The sequence below is a fragment of the Actinoplanes subglobosus genome (assembly GCF_042650585.1).
GTDB classification, from domain to species: Bacteria; Actinomycetota; Actinomycetes; order Mycobacteriales; family Micromonosporaceae; genus Actinoplanes; species Actinoplanes subglobosus.
Map to the genome: position 1 here is coordinate 189436 of NZ_JBHSBL010000003.1, position 20124 is coordinate 209559.

General features: G+C 69.7%; 23 protein-coding genes. 10 read left to right on the plus strand and 13 right to left on the minus strand.

Features of this window, described 5'->3' with window-relative positions; genetic code table 11:
• Positions 1 to 81: 81 nt before the first annotated feature.
• Positions 82 to 1038: an aldo/keto reductase gene (locus ACFO0C_RS02910; RefSeq protein ID WP_378064896.1), complete on the plus strand. Its 957-nt coding sequence runs from the start codon at positions 82 to 84 to the stop codon at positions 1036 to 1038.
• Positions 1039 to 1055: 17 nt separating this feature from the next.
• On the opposite strand, the gene ACFO0C_RS02915 is transcribed toward ACFO0C_RS02910, so the two are convergent.
• Positions 1056 to 2573 carry a hypothetical protein gene (locus tag ACFO0C_RS02915; RefSeq protein ID WP_378064897.1) on the minus strand — a complete coding sequence of 506 codons (1518 nt, stop codon included), beginning with the start codon at positions 2571 to 2573 and terminating at the stop codon, positions 1056 to 1058.
• A gap of 78 nt (positions 2574 to 2651) precedes the next feature.
• Positions 2652 to 3503, minus strand: coding sequence for a menaquinone biosynthetic enzyme MqnA/MqnD family protein (locus ACFO0C_RS02920; RefSeq protein ID WP_378064898.1), 852 nt, complete (start codon positions 3501 to 3503; stop codon positions 2652 to 2654).
• A 268-nt stretch (positions 3504 to 3771) separates the two neighbouring features.
• Between ACFO0C_RS02920 and ACFO0C_RS02925 the strand changes: the two genes are divergently transcribed.
• Positions 3772 to 5778, plus strand: a complete 2007-nt coding sequence (locus tag ACFO0C_RS02925; protein ID WP_378064899.1) for a HelD family protein — start codon at positions 3772 to 3774, stop codon at positions 5776 to 5778.
• A complete protein-coding gene (locus tag ACFO0C_RS02930; RefSeq protein WP_378064900.1) occupies positions 5778 to 6644 on the plus strand; it encodes an LLM class flavin-dependent oxidoreductase in 867 nt (288 codons plus the stop codon). The genes ACFO0C_RS02925 and ACFO0C_RS02930 overlap by 1 nt, the downstream gene beginning before the upstream one ends.
• Here the strand turns inward: ACFO0C_RS02930 and ACFO0C_RS02935 are convergent.
• Together ACFO0C_RS02935 and ACFO0C_RS02940 are read right to left on the minus strand one after the other, a co-directional pair.
• Positions 6625 to 8178: a hypothetical protein gene (locus tag ACFO0C_RS02935; protein WP_378064901.1), complete on the minus strand. Its 1554-nt coding sequence runs from the start codon at positions 8176 to 8178 to the stop codon at positions 6625 to 6627. The genes ACFO0C_RS02930 and ACFO0C_RS02935 overlap by 20 nt on opposite strands.
• A 142-nt stretch (positions 8179 to 8320) precedes the next feature.
• Positions 8321 to 8749 carry a GNAT family N-acetyltransferase gene (locus ACFO0C_RS02940; RefSeq protein WP_378064902.1) on the minus strand — a complete coding sequence of 143 codons (429 nt, stop codon included), beginning with the start codon at positions 8747 to 8749 and terminating at the stop codon, positions 8321 to 8323.
• A gap of 62 nt (positions 8750 to 8811) precedes the next feature.
• Here ACFO0C_RS02940 and ACFO0C_RS02945 point away from each other — a divergent pair, with 62 nt between their 5' ends.
• The 7 genes from ACFO0C_RS02945 (at position 8812) to ACFO0C_RS02975 (ending at position 13549) form a co-directional block, all read left to right on the plus strand.
• Positions 8812 to 9444 (plus strand): transporter, encoded by a 633-nt coding sequence (locus tag ACFO0C_RS02945; protein ID WP_378064903.1) that lies wholly within the window; start codon positions 8812 to 8814, stop codon positions 9442 to 9444.
• On the plus strand, positions 9441 to 9839 hold the full coding sequence (locus tag ACFO0C_RS02950) for a winged helix-turn-helix domain-containing protein (RefSeq protein WP_378064904.1): 399 nt from the start codon (positions 9441 to 9443) through the stop codon (positions 9837 to 9839). Before ACFO0C_RS02945 ends, ACFO0C_RS02950 begins: the two co-directional genes overlap by 4 nt.
• Positions 9836 to 10330 (plus strand): ATP-binding cassette domain-containing protein, encoded by a 495-nt coding sequence (locus ACFO0C_RS02955; protein WP_378064905.1) that lies wholly within the window; start codon positions 9836 to 9838, stop codon positions 10328 to 10330. The genes ACFO0C_RS02950 and ACFO0C_RS02955 overlap by 4 nt, the downstream gene beginning before the upstream one ends.
• Positions 10314 to 10721: a hypothetical protein gene (locus ACFO0C_RS02960; protein WP_378064906.1), complete on the plus strand. Its 408-nt coding sequence runs from the start codon at positions 10314 to 10316 to the stop codon at positions 10719 to 10721. The genes ACFO0C_RS02955 and ACFO0C_RS02960 overlap by 17 nt, the downstream gene beginning before the upstream one ends.
• Positions 10718 to 11458, plus strand: coding sequence for an ABC transporter permease (locus ACFO0C_RS02965; protein ID WP_378064907.1), 741 nt, complete (start codon positions 10718 to 10720; stop codon positions 11456 to 11458). Before ACFO0C_RS02960 ends, ACFO0C_RS02965 begins: the two co-directional genes overlap by 4 nt.
• 48 nt (positions 11459 to 11506) lie before the next feature.
• A complete protein-coding gene (locus ACFO0C_RS02970) occupies positions 11507 to 12268 on the plus strand; it encodes a VOC family protein (protein WP_378064908.1) in 762 nt (253 codons plus the stop codon).
• Positions 12269 to 12373: 105 nt separating this feature from the next.
• Positions 12374 to 13549 carry a S8 family peptidase gene (locus ACFO0C_RS02975; protein WP_378064909.1) on the plus strand — a complete coding sequence of 392 codons (1176 nt, stop codon included), beginning with the start codon at positions 12374 to 12376 and terminating at the stop codon, positions 13547 to 13549.
• A 66-nt stretch (positions 13550 to 13615) separates the two neighbouring features.
• Here ACFO0C_RS02975 and fliQ read toward each other — a convergent pair whose 3' ends face one another.
• The 9 genes from fliQ to mqnE form a co-directional block, all read right to left on the minus strand.
• Positions 13616 to 13885 (minus strand): flagellar biosynthesis protein FliQ, encoded by a 270-nt coding sequence (gene fliQ, locus ACFO0C_RS02980; protein WP_378064910.1) that lies wholly within the window; start codon positions 13883 to 13885, stop codon positions 13616 to 13618.
• Positions 13886 to 14013: 128 nt separating this feature from the next.
• Positions 14014 to 14775, minus strand: a complete 762-nt coding sequence (locus ACFO0C_RS02985) for an ABC transporter ATP-binding protein (protein ID WP_378064980.1) — start codon at positions 14773 to 14775, stop codon at positions 14014 to 14016.
• A 5-nt stretch (positions 14776 to 14780) separates the two neighbouring features.
• Entirely contained in the window at positions 14781 to 15872 is a 1092-nt protein-coding gene (locus ACFO0C_RS02990; protein ID WP_378064981.1) for a FecCD family ABC transporter permease, read from the minus strand.
• The gene (locus tag ACFO0C_RS02995) at positions 15836 to 16774 is read right to left on the minus strand and encodes an ABC transporter substrate-binding protein (RefSeq protein WP_378064911.1); all 939 of its coding nucleotides are present in this window, start codon (positions 16772 to 16774) and stop codon (positions 15836 to 15838) included. The genes ACFO0C_RS02990 and ACFO0C_RS02995 overlap by 37 nt, the downstream gene beginning before the upstream one ends.
• Positions 16775 to 17000: 226 nt before the next feature.
• Positions 17001 to 17636 carry a signal peptidase I gene (lepB, locus tag ACFO0C_RS03000; RefSeq protein WP_378064912.1) on the minus strand — a complete coding sequence of 212 codons (636 nt, stop codon included), beginning with the start codon at positions 17634 to 17636 and terminating at the stop codon, positions 17001 to 17003.
• A 104-nt stretch (positions 17637 to 17740) separates the two neighbouring features.
• Complete coding sequence (locus ACFO0C_RS03005; protein ID WP_378064913.1) at positions 17741 to 18067, minus strand: PadR family transcriptional regulator; 327 nt, start codon at positions 18065 to 18067, stop codon at positions 17741 to 17743.
• Positions 18068 to 18131: 64 nt separating this feature from the next.
• Positions 18132 to 18449 (minus strand): DUF4229 domain-containing protein, encoded by a 318-nt coding sequence (locus ACFO0C_RS03010; protein WP_378064914.1) that lies wholly within the window; start codon positions 18447 to 18449, stop codon positions 18132 to 18134.
• A 12-nt stretch (positions 18450 to 18461) separates the two neighbouring features.
• Positions 18462 to 18872 carry a hypothetical protein gene (locus tag ACFO0C_RS03015; protein ID WP_378064916.1) on the minus strand — a complete coding sequence of 137 codons (411 nt, stop codon included), beginning with the start codon at positions 18870 to 18872 and terminating at the stop codon, positions 18462 to 18464.
• A gap of 20 nt (positions 18873 to 18892) precedes the next feature.
• Positions 18893 to 20062: an aminofutalosine synthase MqnE gene (gene mqnE / locus ACFO0C_RS03020; protein WP_378064917.1), complete on the minus strand. Its 1170-nt coding sequence runs from the start codon at positions 20060 to 20062 to the stop codon at positions 18893 to 18895.
• Positions 20063 to 20124 lie beyond the last annotated feature (62 nt).

Below are 20124 nucleotides of genomic sequence, written 5' to 3' on the forward strand. Positions count from 1 at the left end.
GTGGGTAAGTCCACGATGGACGCAGCGTCACGTCACGCTACCAGGCGTGTTCATCGACAACTAGTTACGTGGGAGTGGTTCATGAGCGAGATGACCTACCGCCGACTCGGGGACTCGGGCCTGGTCGTGTCCGTCGTCGGGATCGGCTGCAACAACTTCGGCCGCAAACTCGATCTCGACGGCACCCGCGAGGTGGTCGACGCCGCGCTCGACGCCGGGATCAACCTGTTCGACACCGCCGACATCTACGGCACCCCGCACGGCTCCTCCGAGCAGTTGCTCGGCGCCGCGCTCAAGGGCCGCCGCGACGAGGTGGTGCTGGCCACCAAGTTCGGCATGGACATGGAGGGCCTCAACGGGCGCGACTTCGGGGCCCGTGGCGCGCGGCGCTACATCGTGCGGGCGGTCGAGGCCTCGCTGCGACGGCTGGAGACCGATCACATCGATCTCTACCAGATGCACGCGCCCGACCCGGCCACCCCGATCGACGAGACTCTCGCCGCGCTCGACGACCTGGTCCGCTCGGGCAAGGTCCGTTACCTGGGCAACTCGAACTTCTCCGGCTGGCAGATCGCCGACGCCGACTGGGTGGCCCGCAGCGGCAACCGGACGCGGTTCATCAGTGCGCAAAATCAGTACAGCCTGCTGGCACGGGACGTCGAGGCCGAGGTGATCCCGGCCTGTGAGCGGTTCGGGCTCGGCTTCCTCCCGTTCTTCCCACTGGAGTCCGGCCTGCTCACCGGCAAGTACCGGCGCGGTGAGCAGCCACCGGCCGGCACCCGGATGGCGAACGAGCGGTATGCGTCGTGGCTGGCCCGCGCCGACTGGGACACCATCGAGGCGCTCACCGCTTTCGGCGCCGAGCGTGGCCGCAGCGTGCTGGAGGTGGCGGTCGCCGGTCTCGCCGCCCAGCCCGGCGTGACCAGTGTGATCGCCGGCGCCACCACGGCCGAGCAGGTCCAGGCCAACGCGGCGGCCGGCGCCTGGCGTCTGAGCGCGGCCGATGTGGCCGCGCTCGACGCCCTGCTGAACGACTGAGGTCCTACTCGACGGTCTTACTCGACGACGGTGACGATCCGGCGGCGGCGGGCCAGGCGGAAGGCGATCAGGCCCGCCGCCAGCAGGGCGACACCGCCGCCGGCCACCAGCCCGGCCGGGGCGCCGGTGATCGGCAGGCCGCCGCCGCTGCCACCCGCGGTCAGCTCGACCGTCAGGGCGGCCTTGTCGTTGCCGCTCTTCGGGTCCTGCACGCTGCCGTCGATCTTGACGAACCCGGCCTTGTAGTCGGTCGCGTCCTGAATCTCGGCGGTGAGCGCGAAGAGGTGACGGGCGTCGTCCGGCACGCTCTCCAGGACGATGCAGACGAGATCGGTGACCTCGGACAGCTCCCGGCCGGTGATGTCGATGTCGTCGATCGAGGTGCCCGGCACACACCGCTCGTCGAGCTTGGTCAGCGCGACACCGGTCGGCAGCTTGACGTGCGCGTACTGGATCGACGTCAGCGACAGCGGGATGGTCGCCGACGGGCCGAGGTTGTGGACGCCCACCTTGACCGTGCTGCGGTCGCCGACCGCACCCTTGAAGACACCGCCGACCGCGGCACTGTCCGCGACGGTCCTGGGCACCGTCACGGCGAACTCGGCGTAGTTGTCCTCCTCGTTGAGGTCCTCGACCGCTTCCGGCTCCTCGGCCGACAGACCGGCGACGGCCTCCAGCTTCAGCTCCTTACCGGCGGCACCGGCGGTCCGCTTCTCGAAGTCGAAGACGTACTTCTCGGTCAGACCGACCGCCGCCACGAACACCGGGTAGTCGAACGGCCCGGCGATGTCGGCCGGCACCGACACCCGCAGCGGGGTGTTCTCCGGCAGGGTGAAGGCGCTGCCGGCCGCGAGCGTGTCGTTGAAGACGCACACGAAACCGCCGATCTCGGCGTCCTGCTCGCAGTTGCTGTAGTCCAGGGCCGGCTTCACCCCGAGCGGCGCGAGCACCACCAGGCCGAGGGCCGTCACGTCCTTGTTGCCGCTGTTGCGGATGCCCAGCGGCACCTCGGCCGATCCGCCGGGCTTCAGCGACAGATCGGCGATGTCGTCAACCTCAAGATCAACACCGCCTTTGTCGGTACGCACGACAGCGATCGACGTCTCATCGCTGGGCTTCCCGCCGATCGACGAGGCCAGCGCGATGGTCCGCGCCGGAGTCGCCGCGCCCGCCGTGGTGGGCTTCAGCGTGAACTTGACACTGCGCCGCTGCCCCGCCTTCAGGTCGCCGATGTCACACACGTTCGCGACGCAGCCGGCCGGGGCGGTGAAGCCGAGGTCAGCGCTGATCGGCTTGGCGGCACTGCCGAAGGTGAGCTTCACATCCTCGACCGCCGAAGTACCGAGGTTGTAGACGTCGAACTTCACCGTCTTCGACTGACCGTTGATGACAGTCACCGTCTCCGGGCTGAAGATCCCGACGTAGGCGAAGTCGCCAGTGCCCTCCGCAGCCTGTGCGGGCAGGGCGAGGCCGGCCGCTGCCACCGCTCCCATCAAGGCGAAACTGCTGGTCAAGACGCGCAGGCGCATGATCATCGACTTCAGGCTCGAAGGTGCCGGCCCGAGAGGTCGGTCGGCGAGTCCGCGGATCCTAAAGCGGCCCGGCCATCAAGATCAAACGTCGGCGAATTCCGGGCCGTCCGAGGGCAGAGCAGGCACTTCACCCCTATTCGCCGCACGCCGGGCGAACTCTCGCACCCCGGCGATCTGCCGCTCCCCCAGCGAGAAATCGAGCGCCCGGAAGTAGTTGGCGAGCGTCGCCGCATCGAACGGCTCCCACCGGGCCGCCGACTCGGCCACCTCGTCCAGCTCGCCCAGGCACAGGTCACGGGACCGCTGGAACGCCTCGTGCACATCCTTGACCAGGCCCGGGTGCGCGGCCGCGAAATCCCGGCGCACCGCCCAGACCGCGAAGACCATGGGCAGGCCGGTCCACTCCTTCCACGCCTCGGCCAGGTCGATCACCAGCAGGCCGTTGCCGGGCGCCTCATACATCGCCCGCAGTGCCGGGTCACCGATCAGCACACCGGCGTCGGCTTCCATGAGCATCTGCGACAGGTCGGGTGGGCAGCGGAAATACTCGGGCTCCGCGCCGTACCTCTCGGAAAGAAGCATCTGCGCCAGCATGACGCCGGTCCGCGAGGTGGAACCCAAAGCCACCGGCCGCCCGTCCAGCTCGGCCGGAGGCCGGGTGGAGATCAGGTTGACCGAGAGCACCGGGCCGTCGCTGCCGACCGCCAGGTCGGGCAGCAGAAGCAGCTCATCGGCATGCCGCAGATATTCCACGAGGGTGATCGGCCCGATGTCCAGATCACCGGCGACGAGGCCGGCGCTGAGCCGCTCCGGCGTGTCCTTGTGCAGATCGACGTCGAGCAGAGCGCCCGAACGCATCAACCCCCAGTAGATCGGCAGGCAGTTGAGGAACTGGATGTGCCCGACCCGGGGCCGACGGACGCTGTCGCTCATGGTGCGACGTTATCCCCGATCTCGTCCCGCATGCTGGTCGCCGAGGTGCTCCGTGGCTGAAATCGCACTCCAGCCCGCGAACCTTCGCAGCCCCGGCGGGGAGGGGGCAAGACAAATTCGGTGGACGGGATCAGAGGAGGGCGTAAGGTTTAGGGCCGCTTGACGGCCGTGGTGAGCATGCACCGCACCGGACGTCCCCCGCGCCGTGGGGTGGCCTACCCGCCCTCTCGGATACGCGAGCAGCTCGTTCAACCTTCGAGGACGACCTGTGCCAACTACCGATCTGGACGCCGAACTCTCCGCCGAACGCCACCACCTGGAAAGCTCCCGGGCCGCGCTGCGCCGGATGCGCGACCGGGCCCAGGCACTCTTCTCCACCGGTGACCGGGTCGCCGGGGACTCCTACACCGCCGAGCAGCTCGGCCGGCACATGGCCCGCCGGGTCAAGGAGCTGGCCGACGACCCGGACACCCCGCTCTTCTTCGGGAAACTCGACATCGAGGCCGAGCACTTCCACATCGGGCGCCGGCACGTCACCGACGACGCCGGGGAGCCGATGGTGCTCGACTGGCGGGCGCCGTTGTCCCGCTCGTTCTACCGGGCCAGCGTCCGCGACCCGCAGAACATCACGACCCGCCGCCGGTTCGGGTTCGTCAAGGGTGAGCTGACCAGTTTCGAGGACGAGCATCTGGACCGGGGCGAGGAACTGGGCACTAGCAGCCGGATCCTCACGGCGGAGATCGAGCGGCCACGCGTCGGGCCGATGCGGGACATCGTCGCGACCATCCAGCCGGAGCAGGACGAGCTGGTCCGGGCCGATCTCGCCGATTCGATCTGCGTGCAGGGCGCACCGGGCACCGGCAAGACGGCGGTGGGTCTGCACCGGGCCGCCTACCTGCTCTATCTGCACCGCGAGCGGCTCCGCAAGTCGAAGGTGCTGATCGTCGGGCCGAACACCGCCTTCCTTTCCTACATCTCGGCGGTTCTGCCGACGCTGGGCGAGGTCGAGGTGCAGCAGTCGACGCTGGACGAGCTGGTCGGCCGGGCGCCGGTCAAGGCAGGCGATCCGGCCGAGGTCACCGCTCTCAAACATGATGTACGGATGGCCGAGGCGCTCCACCGGGCACTGTGGAACCGGGTCGCCGAGCCGGCCGAGCCGATCATGGTGTCGGACGGCTCCTACCGCTGGCGGATCGACGCCGAGCCGCTGCGACGGATCGTCGACGAGGCGCGCCGTGAGAGCCTGCCCTATGCGGTGGGCCGGGAACGGGTGCGTGCCAGGGTGGTGGGCCTGCTGCAGCGCCAGTCGGAGTACCGGACCGGCAACTCGCCGAGCGAGACCTGGCTGCGGAAGATGAGCAAGATCGCGCCGGTGACCGGGTTCCTGGAGGCGGTCTGGCCGGCGGTGACCCCGGAGTCGCTGGTGGTGGCGCTGCTGACCGAGCCGGAGCTGGCCGGTGACGTGTTCACCGAGGAGGAGCGCGAGACGATCCGCTGGGTGAAACCACCGAAAACGGTGAAGTCGGCCCGGTTCAGCCTGGCCGATCTGGTGCTGCTCGACGAGGCCGCCGGACTCCTCGAACGGGAGATCAGTTTCGGTCACGTGGTGGTGGACGAGGCACAGGACCTGTCACCGATGCAGGCGCGGGCGATCGCCCGGCGCAGCGAGCACGGGTCCATCACGCTGCTCGGCGACCTGGCGCAGGGCACCGCCCCATGGGCGACGACCGACTGGCGTGACATTCTCCGTCACCTGGGCAAACCGGACGCCTCTGTGGTGCCGCTGACGGTCGGTTTCCGCGTACCGGAGGCTGTGGTGACCCTGGCCAACCGCCTTCTGCCGGCGCTCGGGGTGAATGTGCCGGAGGCCGTGTCGCTGCGCCGCGACGGTGATCTCGCCGTCATCGGCGTGCCGGAGGCCGCCGACCTGGACGCGCGGACGATGGCCGAGGTGACCGCCGCGCTGGCGCACGAGGGTTCGGTCGCGGTGATCGCCGCTGACGCCGCGGTCGAGCGCCTCCGCGGTCATCTCGACGCCGCCGGCATCGAGCACGCGGCGCCCGACGACGTCGACAATCCGGCGCGCGTCCTGGTGGTGCCGGCCACGATCGTCAAGGGCCTGGAGTACGACCACGTCATCGTGCACGAGCCGGCCGACATCGTGGCCGCCGAGCCGAAGGGCCTGAACCGCCTCTACGTGGTCCTGACCAGGGCGGTCACCCGCCTTTCGGTATTGCATTCGAAGCCGCTGCCGGAGGCGCTTACTCTCGCCTGATGCCGCGTATCGGAGTCATGTTCGACTGTAACCGCGCCCCCGAGGAGCTCCCCGAGTTCGCCGCCGCACTGGAGGCGGCCGGTGCCGACGACCTGTGGGTGGTGGAGGACCTGGGCTGGAACGGTGGCGTCAGTGCCGCCGCCCTGGCCCTGGCCGCCACCACCCGGCTGCGGGTCGGTATCGGCATCGCCCCGGCGCCGTTCCGCAGCCCGGCCGTCTACGCCATGGAGATCGCCACCCTGGCCCGGATCCACCCCGGCCGCGTGGTGGCCGGGATCGGTCATGGCGTGGGCGACTGGATGCGTCGCATCGGCAACGCGCCGAAGTCGCCGCTGTCCCTGCTGGAGGAGAGCATCGTCGCGATCCGTGATCTGCTCAATGGCGAGACGGTGAGCGTGGACGGCCGCGAGGTGTTCCTGGAGGACATCAAGCTGGTCCACCCGCCGTCCGTGGTGCCGCCGATCGTCACCGGTGTGGTCAAGCCGAAGTCCCTGGAGTTGTCCGGCCGGGTCGCCGACGGCACGATCCTGGTCGAGGGCCTGCAACCGGCGCAGATAGCGGAGTCGATCGGGCACATCCGCCGGGGCGGTGCGGGCGAGGACCACGAGATCATCACGTTCGCGTTCCTGCACGTCGAGGACGATCCGGAGCGGGCCGCGGCGATCCGGGGCACGGCGCTGACCGGTCAGGCCGGGTTCCTCGGTGTGCCGGTCGACGAGGTGTTCGGGCTGATCGGGCCGGCCTCGGACGTGCCGGCGGGGGTGCGGGTCCTCGCCGATGGCGGCGCGGACACGGTGATCCTGCGGCCGTTCGGCGACGACCACCTGGGCCAGGCGGTGGCCGCACTCAAAGCGCTGGGTCGATAGGCGCCGGGTCGACAGGTGCCGGGTCGACAGGTGCCGGGTCGACAGGTGTCAGATCGATGATCCGATCCATTTCGGACACCGGCAGTGAGGGGTTGGTGGCGGCCGCGGCCGCCACCGATCCGTCGGCGTCGTGCAGGAGCTCGACGATCCGGTCCACGGGCAGAGCCGGGTGAGCGGCGGCGATCGGCCGGGCCCGGGGATCGGTGAGGCAGATCTCGAGGGCTTCGGCCGGGGCGTCGGGACGGGCGGCGACCTCACGGAACACCTTCTGGGCCGGGGGCGCTTGCCGGGCCAGGTCGAGCAGCATCGCGGGTGGCGCGTCCGGGTTGGCAGCGATCTTGGCGATCACCCGGATGCCGTGCCGGGACACCATCTCCCGCATCAGGTCCTCGCCGAGCCCCGGATGCGGTGCGACCGCCTTGACGACCTTGGCGTCCGGATCACGGGCCAGCCGGTCGCGGATTTCCGGCGGCAGGTCACGACGTTCCGCCGCCAGCATCCGGAGCTGCGGGTCCCGGCTCCCGGCCAGCTGCCGGACCTCGTCCGGGCCGGCCGCGGCGATGCGCGGCAGGAGTTCCGCCCCGGACGTACGGCCGAGCAGGTCCAGCGGGACGTTGGGGTTGAGGGCGACCCGCCGCCGCACGTCCCGGCTCTCGTCGGTGGCGAGGCGCCGGAGCAGGTCCTCGGGCACCGACGGGTTCTCGGCCAGGTCTCCGCGCACTCCCGGAAACGGGTCGCCGGCGAGGCGCTCGGCTGCGCCGGCGGGCAGGTCGGGCCGTCCGGCGAGTGGCCAGCGCACGTAGCCCGACGGGTGTTCAGCCAGCTCAGCGGCGGCATCAGCCGGGGTCGCAGGGTTATCCACAGCCCGAGCCAGCAGGCTGTGGATAACTGATTCGTGGGTGCCGTCGCAGGACGCGCCGGGAGGCAGATCGCCGTCGTCGACGAACGGCGAGCAGACATCACACGTCTCCGGGAGTGGCCCACCCGTACTGCCCCGATGAACCGCGATGAGGCCGGCCAGCACTTCCGGGGGCGCCGCCGGGTTGACGGCGACACCGGCCCGGACCTCGGCGTGCGGATGGCCGGCCAGCCGGGTCAGCAGATCGCTGTCGGTCGTGAAGATCGCCAGCTCGGCCACGACGCCCAGATCCGGGTCTCCGGCGAGGCGCGCACGCACCGCCGCCGGCAGACCGGGACACGCCGCCAGCTTCTCCCGCCGCCCCGCATCCGGGTCGTCCGCGAGCATCTCGGCCCACCCGTCGCGGCCGAGCCCTTGATCGAGCAGCGCGAGGGCGACCTCGGGCCACCGGACGGGGTCGACCTCCGCGGCGTCGAGGAGGCCGTCCCAGGCCAGCTGGAGCATCACCGACTCGGAACGCTCGGCCAGGGCACGCACCTGCTCAGGGCTGAGGTCGGCCCGTTGAGCCAGCTCACCGCCCAGGTCGTCGTCGGCCTGAGCGATCAGCCGGTCGACGAGTGCGGACGGTAGTGACGGATTGCGGGCCAGGCCGTTCAACAGCTCACCGACACTCATGGCGATCGATCTTAGGACGCACCGGCCGTGAACAGGGACAAGACCCGCGAGCCGTCGCTCAGGCGCCTTTCGGCAGGCCGAATCCCTCGCTGAGCGACGGCTCGCGAACTGACCGCGCCCGTTCCGACTGCCCGAGGGTCGGCTAGGCGGTGAGGGGCTTGACCCAGCGGGACCAGTCGGGCTGCCGACGATAGCCGTGAGCGGCCCAGATCGCGTGGGCGGCCGGATTCTCGTCGAGGACCATGGCGTCGGCCCGCGTTCCGCCGAAAGCCCGGAACCGCTCCTCCGCCGCCGTGATCAGCAGCCCGCCGATGCCTTCCCGCCGCCGCCACGGAGCAACGGCGAGCCGGTAGAGGTGACACCGCCAGCCATCCCACCCCGCGATGACCGTCCCGACGATCTCGCCCCCGTCGACGGCGACGATCAGCGCTTCCGGATCACGCCGGAACATCGCGGAGACAGCGTCCGAAGTGTCCGCCGGCCGGCTCCCATTCTCGGCCGCGACCTGCCAGAACCCCAGTACCGCGGGCAGTTCGTCGACAGTGGCCGGCCGCAAGATCAGTTCACCCATGCCGACACCCTAGTCAACTTTATGGCACAAAGTTCTTTGACTTTGCGTTGTAAAGTCGAGCCATGACATCGACGAACGACGAATCGACCTTCGAGGATCCGGCGGAGGCGCTGCGGCTCATCGAGCACGAGCGGCACCACACTTTCCGGGAGGTCACTCCCGACCCCCGGCTCATGTATTGGCCGTGGGGCCTCACCTGGCTGATCAGTTTCGGGCTGTCGTTCCTGCGGTTCGGCCCCGAGGGCAAGACGTTCGTGGACATGCCGACGTGGCTGCCGCTGCTCGCGCTGACCGTTCTGCTGACCGCCGCCGGCATCTTCACCGGCGTCGTCGGCGCCCGGGCGAGCCGGCACATCTCCGGCCCGTCGAGCCGGCAGGGCGCCACCTACGGCATCTCCTGGTCGGCCGGGTTCACCAGTCTGGCGATCATCTTCGGCCGGGTCAGCGAGCACGTGCCGGACGAGATGCTCGGTCTGCTCTGGGGCGGCGGCATGGTCGCCCTGGTCGGCGTGCTCTACATGGCCGGCAGCGCGATCTGGGACGTGCGCGACATGTTCGTGCTCGGCGCCTGGATCAGCGTGGTCAACGTGATCGGCGTCCTCTGGGGCCCGGGCTGGCACGCCCTGGTCCTGGCGGTCGCGGGCGGCGGCGGCCTGCTGGTGGCCGGCTTCGTCGGCTGGATGCGCCGCCGATGACGACACCAGACAACAAGCCACCAGACGGCCCGGACAACAAGCCACCAGGCGGCCCGGACAACAAGCCACAAGCCGGCCCGGTGAACGAGCTTCCCGACCTGGACCCGGTGATCCACGCCCAGGCACGCCTGCGGGTGGTGGCCGCCCTCTCCCAGCTCCCCGGTGGCGACCGGATCACGTTCCCCAGGCTGCAGGAGATCCTCCGGATGACCGCCGGCAACCTCTCGGTGCATCTCCGCAAGCTCGAGGAGGCCGGCTACGTAGAGGTCACCAAGACCCATCGCGGCCGCACCCCGGCAACTCTCGTGCATCTCACGCAGCGCGGCCGGTTCGCCTTCGAGGAGTACGTCACCGCCCTGCGCACCCTGATCACCCCGGGAGAGGAGCCATCATGATCCACGCCCGTGCCGAAGGTGTCACCAAGAGCTTCGGCTCCACCCTCGCCCTCGATCATGTCGACCTGGAGGTGCGGGCCGGCGAGCTGGTCGGCCTGCTGGGTCCGAACGGGGCCGGCAAGAGCACCCTGGTCAGTCTCTTCACCGGCGGCCGCCGCCCGACCGCGGGCCGCATCGAGCTGTGCGGCGGCGATCCGCGGGATCCGAAAAGCCGGCGCGCGCTGGGCGTCACACCGCAGGAGACGGGTCTGCCCGCCTCGCTTCGCGTCGGCGAGGTCGTCGATTTCGTACGGGCACACTTCCCGAATCCTCTGCCGAAGTCCGAGCTGGTCGACCGGTTCGGGCTGGGTGACCTGATTCGGCGGCAGACCGGCGGCCTCTCCGGCGGGCAGAAGCGCCGCCTCGCGGTGGCGCTGGCGTTCGCCGGCCGCCCGGAGATCGTTCTTCCTGGACGAGCCGACCACGGGTCTCGACGTGGAGGCGCGACGTGATCTGTGGGAGGCGGTGCGCTCGTTCCACGCCGAGGGCGGCACGGTGGTACTGACCAGCCACTACCTGGAGGAGATCGAGGCTCTGGCCGAGCGGGTGGTGGTGATCGCCGAGGGGCGGGTGCTGGCCGACGACAGTGTCGCGGCGGTGCGTGGGCTGATCAAGGTGAGCCGGATCAGCCTGACTTCGCCCGTACCACTGACTGATTTTGATCTCGAAGGTCTGATGGCCCTGGAGCAGGCGGGTGACCGCCTGCATCTCCTCACGCCCGACGCCGACCGGATGGTCCGTGAGCTGGTCGAGCGGAAGGTGCCGTTCCGCGATCTGGAGGTCCGGCCCACCTCGCTGGAAGAGGCGTTCCTGGTGCTGACCGGAAAGGAACAACCGAAGTGACGAGCCTTGTCCTGACCCACGCCAAGTTCCAGACGCTCGAGCTCTTCCGTATCCCGATCGCGGTGGTGGGCAGCGCGTTCTGGCCGGCCGCGTCGATGCTCGCGTTCGTGGTGCCGTTCGCCGGCGATGATCCGGTGGCCGCGACCTACGCCACCGCCTCGATGATCACGTTCGCGATCATGAACACCAACCTCTTCCAGTACGGCATCGGTGTCTCCGAGGACCGCGCGCAGCCGTGGGATCCGTTCGTCCGCACGCTGGCCGCCGGTGCGACGCCCCGGTTCCTCGGCCGGATCCTGACCGGTCTGCTGATGATGGTGGTCTCGCTGGCCCCGGTGGTGCTGATCGCCGCGCTGTTCACCGAGGCCGTCGTGAGCCCGCTCGCGTTCCTGGCCGCGGTCGGGGTGTGTGCCGCGATCGCGATCCCGTTCATCCTGATGGGCCTCAGCATCGGTTATGCACTGCCGCAGAAGGCCGCGCTGGTCGTGGCGCAGATCCTGTTCCTGCCGCTGGCCTTCGGCGGTGGACTGCTCACCCCGCCGGGCGGTGCTCCGGGGTTCGTCGAGGACCTCGCCCCGTTCCTGCCGACCGGTGGTGCCGCCCGCCTCATGTGGGCGACGGTCACCGACTTCCCGTTCGATCCGAAAGCGACGCTGGCCCTGGCCGGATGGACCGTTCTGTTCGCGGCGCTGGCGGTTTGGGCACACCGCCGGGACGAGGGGCGCCGGTTCGGCTAACCGACAGTTCGATCCGGTGAGTGGCATGGAAATGCGACGATCCGCAGCATGACCGTTCCGTCACCGGGCGCGCCCAACTGGGTGGACCTCGCCACCGCCGACGTCGATGACGCGATCCGGTTCTACTCGCAGTTGTTCGGCTGGACCGCTCAGATCTCCGGCGACGACTTCGGTGGCTACACCACCTTCCTGCTCAACGGGTTGCCGGTGGCCGGTGCCGGGCCGCTCTTCGGGCGGGATCAGCCGACCGCCTGGAGCAGCTACATCGCGACCGCCGACGCCGACATGGTGGCCGCCCGGGTGGAGGCCGCGCAGGGCAAGGTGCTGGTGCCGCCGTTCGACGTGATGGACCAGGGCCGGATGGCGGCGTTCCTCGACCCGGCCGGTGCGCCGTTCAGTGTCTGGGAGCCCGGGACGATGCGGGGTGCCGAGGTCTTCGACGTCCCCGGCGCCCTCACGTGGAACGAGTTGAACACCCGGGATCTGGAGGGCGCGATGGCGTTCTACGGTGCGGTGTTCGGCTGGTCGTTCCGGGAGGCGCACGTCAGCGGTCTGCCCTACGTGATGTGCGACCGGGAGCGCGCGCCGGTCGCCGGCATGCAGTTGATGGTCGGCAGTGGTTTCCCGGACGATCTGCCCCCGCACTGGCTGGTCTACTTCGCGGTCGGCAACTGCGACGCGGCGGCCGAGCACGCGTACCAGCTGGGCGGGCGGATCCTGCAGCCGCCGACGACGATCTCGGTCGGGCGATATGCGGTGCTCACCGACCCGCAGGGTGGGATGTTCGCAATTCTGAACAATCGCCGATAAGAGCCGTTGTCAGGATGCTTAAGGATCGTTGATCGTCGATAAAAGGTTTCTCTCTAGCGTCATCGCCAGGCGTCCGAACCGGACACCACGACACTGGAGGAACCCATGCGACCCGCCACCCGAGGTGCCGCGATCCTCGCCGGCACTGCCATCGCCCTCTCCCTCACCACGCCGGCGTTCGCCGCGCCGGCCACCGGAACCGTCCTCTACGCCGGCAGCCCCACCGCGATCGACGGCTCCTACGTCGTCGTCTTCAAGAGCGGACAGGCCGACCGGGCCCGCGCCGACAGGCTGACACGGCGCTACGGCGGCAACGTCGACCGCGTGTTCGGCAACGCCGTCGAGGGGTACACCGCGAAGCTGACCGCCGCACAGGCGGCCCGGCTCGCGGGTGACCCGTCGGTCGCGTCGGTGGAGGCCGACCAGGTGGTCCGGATCGCCGACACCCAGACGTCGGCGCCGTGGGGGCTGGACCGCAGCGACCAGCGCGCCCTGCCGCTCAACAGCACCTACAACTACACGGCGAGCAGCGGCGTCACCGTCTACGTGGTCGACACCGGCATCCGGATCACCCACCAGCAGTTCGGTGGCCGGGCCTCCTACGGCTACGACGCGGTCGAGGGCGACAACGTGGCGCAGGACGGCAACGGGCACGGGACCTTCGTCGCCGGCGTGGCGGTCGGCAGCACCTACGGCATCGCCAAGAGCGCCAACGTCGTCGGTGTCCGGGTTCTCGACAACAACGGGTCCGGGACGACGGCCGGGGTCATCGCCGGCATCGACTGGGTGACCGCGAACGCGACACCGGGCCGGTCGGTCGCCAACCTCAGCCTCGGCGGCGGGGCCAGCAGCACCCTCGACGCGGCTGTCCGGCGGTCGATCGCGGCCGGGATTCCGTACACCATCGCGGCCGGCAACTCCGGCGTGAACGCGGCGAACACCTCGCCGGCCCGGGTCACCGAGGGTCTGACCGTCGGCGCGACGAGCAACACCGACGCCAAGGCCTCCTGGTCCAACTACGGATCGGTGCTCGACCTGTTCGCGCCCGGTGTCTCGATCACCTCGTCCTGGCGGACCAGCGACACCGCCACGTACACCGGCAGCGGCACCTCGTTCTCGGCGCCGCACGTGGCCGGGGCGGTCGCGCTCTACCTGGCCGACAACCCGGGCGCCTCGGTGACCGCGGTCAACGCGGCGATCATCAACAACGCCACCACCGGCGTGGTCACCAGCGCGGGCAGCGGCTCCCCGAACCGCCTGCTCTACACCGGCGCCTTCTGATCTCTCCTACACTTCCGACACGAAAAGGCCGCCCGATCGGGCGGCCTTTTCCGTGAGCGACGCTTGTCAGCCGAGCATGGCCGGCAGCTTCTCGAACAGCTCCGTAGTGAAGGTCATCATCTCCCGCAGCATCCAGTTGCCGGTGAGCAGCAGGGCCGCGCCGATCGCCACCGCCTTCGGCACGAACGAGAGCGTCGCCTCCTGGATCTGGGTGACCGACTGGAACAGCGAGATGGCGAAACCGACCGCGAGAGCGGTGAGCAGCACCGGCGCCGACATCTTCGCGGCGACGGTCATGGCCTGAAGGGCGATCTCAACTACCAGCGTGTCCGTCATGCCCATCAGTTCGGGCGCTTCCCGGCCCCCCGGAGTGCAGACCGGTCGCCACTCGGTTGCCGTTCGGTTCACCCGCACGGGAACCCTCAAGTCCGGTCCGGCACTGCCGCACCGACAGGCCAATGTGGTCACTTGCGGACCGCGACGACCAGTGGACCGTGATCTCCGGGGATGATCCGGACCTTCACGCGATAGTGCTCGGCCAGGTTCTCCTCGGTCAGTACCTCCGAGGGCGTACCGGCGGAGACCACCCGGCCGCCCGACAACAGGACCATCCGGTCGGCATACTCCCCGGCGGTCGAAAGGTCGTGCATGGTGGCGAGCACGGTCAGGCCACGCGAAGAGCGCAACCGGTCGACCAACTCCAGCACCTCCTGCTGGTGACCGATGTCGAGAGCACTGGTCGGCTCGTCGAGCAGCAGGATCCCGGCACCCTGCGCCAGCGCGCGAGCGAGGAAGACCCGCTGCCTCTCCCCGCCGGAGAGCGTGTCCAGGCGGCGTCCGGCGAAGGGCACGAGGTCCAGCGCGGCGAGGGCTTCGTCGGCCGCCGCCAGGTCGGCGGCACTTTCACGACCGAGAGGCGGGATGTACGGGGTACGCCCCAGCAGCACATAGTCGAAGACGCGCACTCCCGGCGGAACCACCGGCGACTGCAGAACCGTGGCCACCGCTTTGGCCCGCTCCCGCCGGTGCATCCCGCTGACCGGCCGCCCGTGCCACCGGATCGCCCCGCCGAAGGGCAGCAGCCCGCCGATCGCCCGCAGCGCCGTCGACTTCCCGGCCCCGTTGGGTCCGATCACCGTCACCCACTCACCCTCGGCGACATCGAGATCCACACCGTCGACGATGAGCGTCCCGTCCAGGCGCACGGTCAGCCGCTCGACCTCGATCGCGCTCACTCCGGTGCCGCCCGGCTGGTACGCAGCACCAGGACGAAGAACGGCGCACCCAGGAAGGCCGTGACCACCCCGATCGGGATCTCCGCGTCCCCGCCGGCGGTCCGCGCCAGCAGGTCGGTCAGCGCCAGGAACGCCGCACCGAACAACACCGACAGCGGCAGCAGCGACCGGTTGCCCGGACCGGCCAGCAGCCGCAGGGTGTGCGGCACGATGATCCCGACGAACCCGATCAACCCGGACACGCTGACCGCGGCAGCCGTACCCAGCGACGCCGCGACGATCAGCAGGTAGCGACTGCGCTGCGGGTGCAGGCCGAGACTCGTCGCCTCGGCGTCGCCGACGGTCAGGACGTCCAGTTCGCGGCGCTGGGCGAGGACGATCACGCAGGTCACGACGGCATAGGGCAGCACCACGAGCACGTCGTGCCAGCCGGCTGTGGAGAGCCGCCCGAGCATCCAGGAGTAGACGTCCCGGACCGATTCGAGGTGCCGCTGCAACATGTAGGTCTGCGCCGCGGACAGGAAGGCGGAGACGGCGACACCGGCAAGGATCAACGTGGCCGGTGAGCGGTCGCGGCCGCCCGCGGCGCCGAGCAGCCAGGTCAGGGCCACGGCACCGACCGCACCGGCGAACGCGGCCGCCGGCACCCCGATCGGCAGGTCGGTCAGGCCGTCGGCGCTGCCGGACGCACCGAGCACGATCACTGTGGTCACCCCGAGACCCGCGCCGGACGCCACCCCGAGCAGGTGCGGGTCGGCCAGCGGGTTCCGGAACGCGCCCTGATAGGCGGCGCCGGCCAGTGCCAGCAGGGCGCCGACCAGCAGCCCGAGCACCACGCGCGGCAGCCTGAGCTGGGTCAGGATGGCAACCTCGCGGTCGGAGAGGCCGCTGTCCAGCCGTACCCCCGGAATGAGGTTGAGCATCTCCACCGCGACGCCGGCGGGTGGCAGCGAAACCGAGCCGAAGGCGAGGCCCAGGATCGTCGCGACCAGCACCGCGAGAACTCCCGCCGCCAGCCACACCGGGCGCAGCCCGGCGGGCCGGCGCACGGTCACGCGGGAACCTTGCCCACCGCGTCGGCGACCGATTTGACCAATTCGGCGGTACGGGGTCCCCAGCGCGAGGCGATGTCGTCGTCGAGCGGGTGGATCTGGTTCTTCGAGACCGCGGTGATCGACGACCAGCCGGGCCGTGCCCTGACGGTGTCGGCCGACTGCTGGCAGCACTTGGTGTCGGCCAGGAAGATCATGTCCGGGTTGGCCTTGACCAGCGACTCCTGCGACAGCTGGGGGTAACCGCCGAGCTTGCCGTCGGGGTCGGCGGCGTCCGCCACGTTGGTCATGCCGAAGAGGCCGAAGATCGAGCCGATGAACGTCTTCGAGGTCGCCGAGTAGAGGTCCGGACCGAGCTCGTAGTAGTAGGTGAGCGGCTTGCTCCGGGCCGGGACCGACTTGACGATCCGGTCGATCTCGGCCGCCCGCACCTCGTTCAGCGCCTTCGCCTCGATCGGGTGGCCGGTGAGGGCGCCGAGGTCGGTGATCTCGGCGTACGTGTCGTCGAGGGTGGCCGCGGCCGGCGACACGAAGACCGGGATCGACAGCTTGCCGAGCTGCGCGACGATGCCGTCGGCGTCACCGGAGATCACCACGAGGTCCGGGTCCTTGGCGGCGATCGCCTCGGCGTTCGGCTTGAAGCCGGACAGATCCGTCTTCGGCGCCTCGACCGGATAGTTCGACTGGTCGTCGACCGCGATGACCTGCGGCCCGGCCCCGATCGCGAAGAGCATCTCGGTGGCCGTCGGGCTCAGCGAGACGATCTTCTCCGGGCGGGCCGTGAGGGTCACCGTGTCGACCGTGACGGGGTACGTCGCGCGCGCGCTCGACGCGTCCGGGGCGGCGGTCGTGCCGACGGTGGGGTCGGGGTCGCTGCCCGTGCAGCCCGCAAGGGCCAGCGCGGTGACGGCCATAGCCGCAGTGATCAGGCGTTTCATGGGTCCTCCTGTCGGCCGGTCAGGTGGTGCTTCGCCGACAGGGGCCAACAACCGGCCGCCGTCCGCGAGGCGCCCCTCCCCGGGAGCGCTGAATCGCGACCGACGCCCAGGCGACCTGGCTAGACCTCCGAAGAGGGATCACAGTTGCGGGACAGCTCCGGTTTCACACCGGCTTCGCTGCGGCGCGGTCCCTGAAACGCTAACCCACCGGCCGATCGTGTCGATCTCAGCCCAGCAGGACGACTCGTCCGATGACCGAATCCTCCGGCACGAAGCCGGACAGCCGGGAATCGTTGGCGACATCCCGATTGTCACCGAGCGTGTAGAGCGACCCCTCCGGGACGGTGACCGGTGGACATTCCGTGACCGTCCCAGCGGGCAGATAGGGCTCGTCGACGACCTCGTCGTTGCGGTGCAGCCGACCGCCGCGGCAGTCGACGCGGTCACCGGCGAAGGCCAGGACACGACGCTCGGTGTCCCGCTCGGGGTGGTCCGGCAGCGGGTGGACGACGACATCCCCGTAGTCGAGACCGGTCAGCCGGAAGCTGACCTTGTCGACGAGGTAGCGGCCCGAGATCACCATCGTCGGCTCCATGCTGCCGCTCGGCACGTATTTGACGGTGACCAGGAACGGGGCCGCCACCAGCACGGCGATCACGGCGAGGGCCACGCGGTAGCGGTTGGGGCGCAGCGAATACCGCTCGGCGATCGCCACACGCAGGCCACCCACTGCCCAGTGCAGTGCCGCGGCGGTCCCGGCCGTCTGATCGAACTCGGCGAGGACCGCCTCACCCCACGGGCCTCCCCGTTCTTTGCGGCCACGCACGGCCGCTGTCAGCACCCGGTGGGCGATTCTCTTCATGCCGGCCTCACGATCTTGCCCCTTGACGCCGGCCTCACGATCTTGCCCCTTGACGCCGGCCTCACGATCTTGCTCTTTCACGCCGGCCTCACGATCTTGCTCTTTCACGCCGGCCTCACGATCTTGGCAACGGGGGAGGAACGACGGGCCGCTTTCGCCGCCGCGTCGGTCAGGCGGACCTTGGCCAGGGCGATGCCGTCGCCGGTCAGGCGGTAGGTGTGCCGGGGCGGGCGGCCGGGCTGGTCGGACGGCTCCCACGCGGCCTCCAGCAGCGACTGCTCGGTGAGGCGCATCAGGATCGGATAGAGCGTCCCGGACGCCAGGCCGGTCTCGCGGCTCAGGTCATATCCGTAACGCCAGGTGGTCGGCTCCTTCAGGAGCGCCTCGAACAGGCTCAGGGTCTGCGGTGAGGCATGCGGTGTCCTCGGCATGGCCGAAACTCTACATAACTCGACTTACTCTCTGTCAAGAACCCGGCATCGATCGATGCCGGGATCAGGCGCCGGGGCGCTTCGCGTGCTCGACGATGTCGGCGGCTGTGACGCGGTCGCCCTCCGCAGCCGCGGACTCGTCACCGGCCAGCGCCGAACGCAGCCGCTCCTTCTCCGCGGACCGGCGGGCGGCGATCTCGCCGAACTGCTCCGCCGACTCGTTGCGCCACCCACGCAGCAGGATCAACGACAGGCCGGACGCGGCGACGAGCGCGACCATCGCCTTTACCAGGATGTTCAGCGGCGTCGTCGGGATCAGCACGGCGAACACGACCAGGAACAGGCCGAGGCGGCCGAGCGCGTACTTGACGGCGGGCTTCATGCGTTATCTCCCTCAGCCCGACCGGTGACTGAGCCACCGGAGGCCGTAGAACCAGACCAGGCAATACACGACCGTACCGGTCACCGCGCCGGAGCCGCCGCTGACCAAGGCCGGAGCGACCTCGGCCACCAGACCGGCCACCGTCATACCGGCCGCCACACCGAACCCGGCGGCCAGACCACCCACCATGATCCGGTGCGCGCCGAAGCCCTCACCACGGAACTCCTCGACGAACAACCAGACGGGGAGGATCATCAGCAGCCACCCGTTGGACTCGCCGAACTCGCCCAGGCCGGTCAGCGCCATCACCGTCTCGAAGACCAGCAGGACGGCGGCACCGACGGCCAGACCGGCGAACGCGGAGCCCAGCAGGTCGCCGATGGTCGCCAGCCGGCCGCCGGCGTCTTTCTGCTGCTGGGTCATCGGCTCATCGTCTCCCCCGGTCAGGCCCAGATCTTCTGAGGCTCGCTGCGGCGCTCGGCCAGCGACGGCGCCGCCTCGTACTCCCGCACCACCTGATAACGAGTGTCCCGCTCGACCGGCTGGAAACCGGCGTCCCAGATCAGGTGAAGAAGGTCGTCGCGGTGCATGGTGCTGGGCGTCCCGTACGAGTCGGCGTCGTGAGTGATCTTGTACTCGACGACCGAGCCGTCCAGGTCGTCGACACCGAAGTTCAGCGAGAGCTGGGCCACCGACAGGCCGTGCATGACCCAGAAGTTCTTCAGATGCGGCACGTTGTCGAACAGCAGACGGGACACCGCGAACGTCTTCAGCGACTCGGCCGGCGCGGCCATCGTGGTGCGCTCCTGGATCCGGTTACGGATCTTGCCGTCCTGCGCGTCGTGGAAGTCGTGCTGGTAGCGCAACGGGATGAAGACCGCGAAACCGCCGGTCTCGTCCTGGAGCTCGCGCAGCCGCAGGACGTGGTCGACGCGGTGCCGCGGTTCCTCGATGTGGCCGTACAGCATGGTCGCCGGGGTTTTCATGCCCTTCTCGTGCGCCAGCCGGTGGATGCGCGACCAGTCCTCCCAGTGGCAGGCGTGGTCGACGATGTGCTGACGGACCTCCCAGTCGAAGATCTCGGCGCCGCCGCCGGTCAGCGACTCCAGCCCGGCGTCCATCAGCTCGTCGAGGATCTCGCTCGCCGACAGGCCGCTGATCTTCTCGAACCACTGCACCTCGGTCGCGGTGAAGCACTTGAGCTTCACGTTCGGCAGCGCCGCCTTCAGCTCGCGCAGGACCTTCGGGTAGTAGCGCCAGGGCAGGCTCGGGTGCAGCCCGTTGACGATGTGCAACTCGGTGAGCTGCTCGTCCTCCATCTCCTTGGCCTTGGCGACGGCCTCGTCGATGCGCATCGTGTACGCATCCTTCTCCCCCGGTTTGCGCTGAAAAGAGCAGTACGCGCAACTGGCGGAGCAGACGTTCGTCAGGTTCAGATGCCGGTTGACGTTGAACATCACCCGGTCACCGTTCATGGCGGTCCGCTTGTGATGTGCCAATCGACCGAGCCAGGCCAGGTCGTCACACGCGTAGAGCGCGACACCGTCCTCACGGGACAGCCGCTCGCCCGCGTAGACCTTCGCTTCCAGCTCACGCTTCAACCCAGCATCCATGTGCACGAGGGTACGTCGCCCCCCATCCGCGACCTGCGGCACCGCTGATCAGAAAAATTCTC

Excerpts from the sequence above, each read along its gene's own strand:
- ACFO0C_RS02995 (WP_378064911.1), bottom strand. The coding sequence starts at position 16,774 with ATGAAACGCCTGATCACTGCGGCTATGGCCGTCACCGCGCTGGCCCTT.
- ACFO0C_RS02920 (WP_378064898.1), bottom strand. The coding sequence starts at position 3,503 with ATGAGCGACAGCGTCCGTCGGCCCCGGGTCGGGCACATCCAGTTCCTC.
- fliQ (WP_378064910.1), bottom strand. The coding sequence starts at position 13,885 with ATGACGGACACGCTGGTAGTTGAGATCGCCCTTCAGGCCATGACCGTC.
- ACFO0C_RS02955 (WP_378064905.1), top strand. The coding sequence starts at position 9,836 with ATGATCCACGCCCGTGCCGAAGGTGTCACCAAGAGCTTCGGCTCCACC.
- ACFO0C_RS02945 (WP_378064903.1), top strand. The coding sequence starts at position 8,812 with ATGACATCGACGAACGACGAATCGACCTTCGAGGATCCGGCGGAGGCG.
- ACFO0C_RS02940 (WP_378064902.1), bottom strand. The coding sequence starts at position 8,749 with ATGGGTGAACTGATCTTGCGGCCGGCCACTGTCGACGAACTGCCCGCG.
- ACFO0C_RS02970 (WP_378064908.1), top strand. The coding sequence starts at position 11,507 with ATGACCGTTCCGTCACCGGGCGCGCCCAACTGGGTGGACCTCGCCACC.
- lepB (WP_378064912.1), bottom strand. The coding sequence starts at position 17,636 with ATGAAGAGAATCGCCCACCGGGTGCTGACAGCGGCCGTGCGTGGCCGC.
- ACFO0C_RS02915 (WP_378064897.1), bottom strand. The coding sequence starts at position 2,573 with ATGATCATGCGCCTGCGCGTCTTGACCAGCAGTTTCGCCTTGATGGGA.
- ACFO0C_RS02950 (WP_378064904.1), top strand. The coding sequence starts at position 9,441 with ATGACGACACCAGACAACAAGCCACCAGACGGCCCGGACAACAAGCCA.
- ACFO0C_RS02975 (WP_378064909.1), top strand. The coding sequence starts at position 12,374 with ATGCGACCCGCCACCCGAGGTGCCGCGATCCTCGCCGGCACTGCCATC.
- ACFO0C_RS03015 (WP_378064916.1), bottom strand. The coding sequence starts at position 18,872 with ATGACCCAGCAGCAGAAAGACGCCGGCGGCCGGCTGGCGACCATCGGC.
- ACFO0C_RS02910 (WP_378064896.1), top strand. The coding sequence starts at position 82 with ATGAGCGAGATGACCTACCGCCGACTCGGGGACTCGGGCCTGGTCGTG.
- ACFO0C_RS03010 (WP_378064914.1), bottom strand. The coding sequence starts at position 18,449 with ATGAAGCCCGCCGTCAAGTACGCGCTCGGCCGCCTCGGCCTGTTCCTG.
- ACFO0C_RS03005 (WP_378064913.1), bottom strand. The coding sequence starts at position 18,067 with ATGCCGAGGACACCGCATGCCTCACCGCAGACCCTGAGCCTGTTCGAG.
- ACFO0C_RS02935 (WP_378064901.1), bottom strand. The coding sequence starts at position 8,178 with ATGAGTGTCGGTGAGCTGTTGAACGGCCTGGCCCGCAATCCGTCACTA.
- ACFO0C_RS02930 (WP_378064900.1), top strand. The coding sequence starts at position 5,778 with ATGCCGCGTATCGGAGTCATGTTCGACTGTAACCGCGCCCCCGAGGAG.
- mqnE (WP_378064917.1), bottom strand. The coding sequence starts at position 20,062 with ATGGATGCTGGGTTGAAGCGTGAGCTGGAAGCGAAGGTCTACGCGGGC.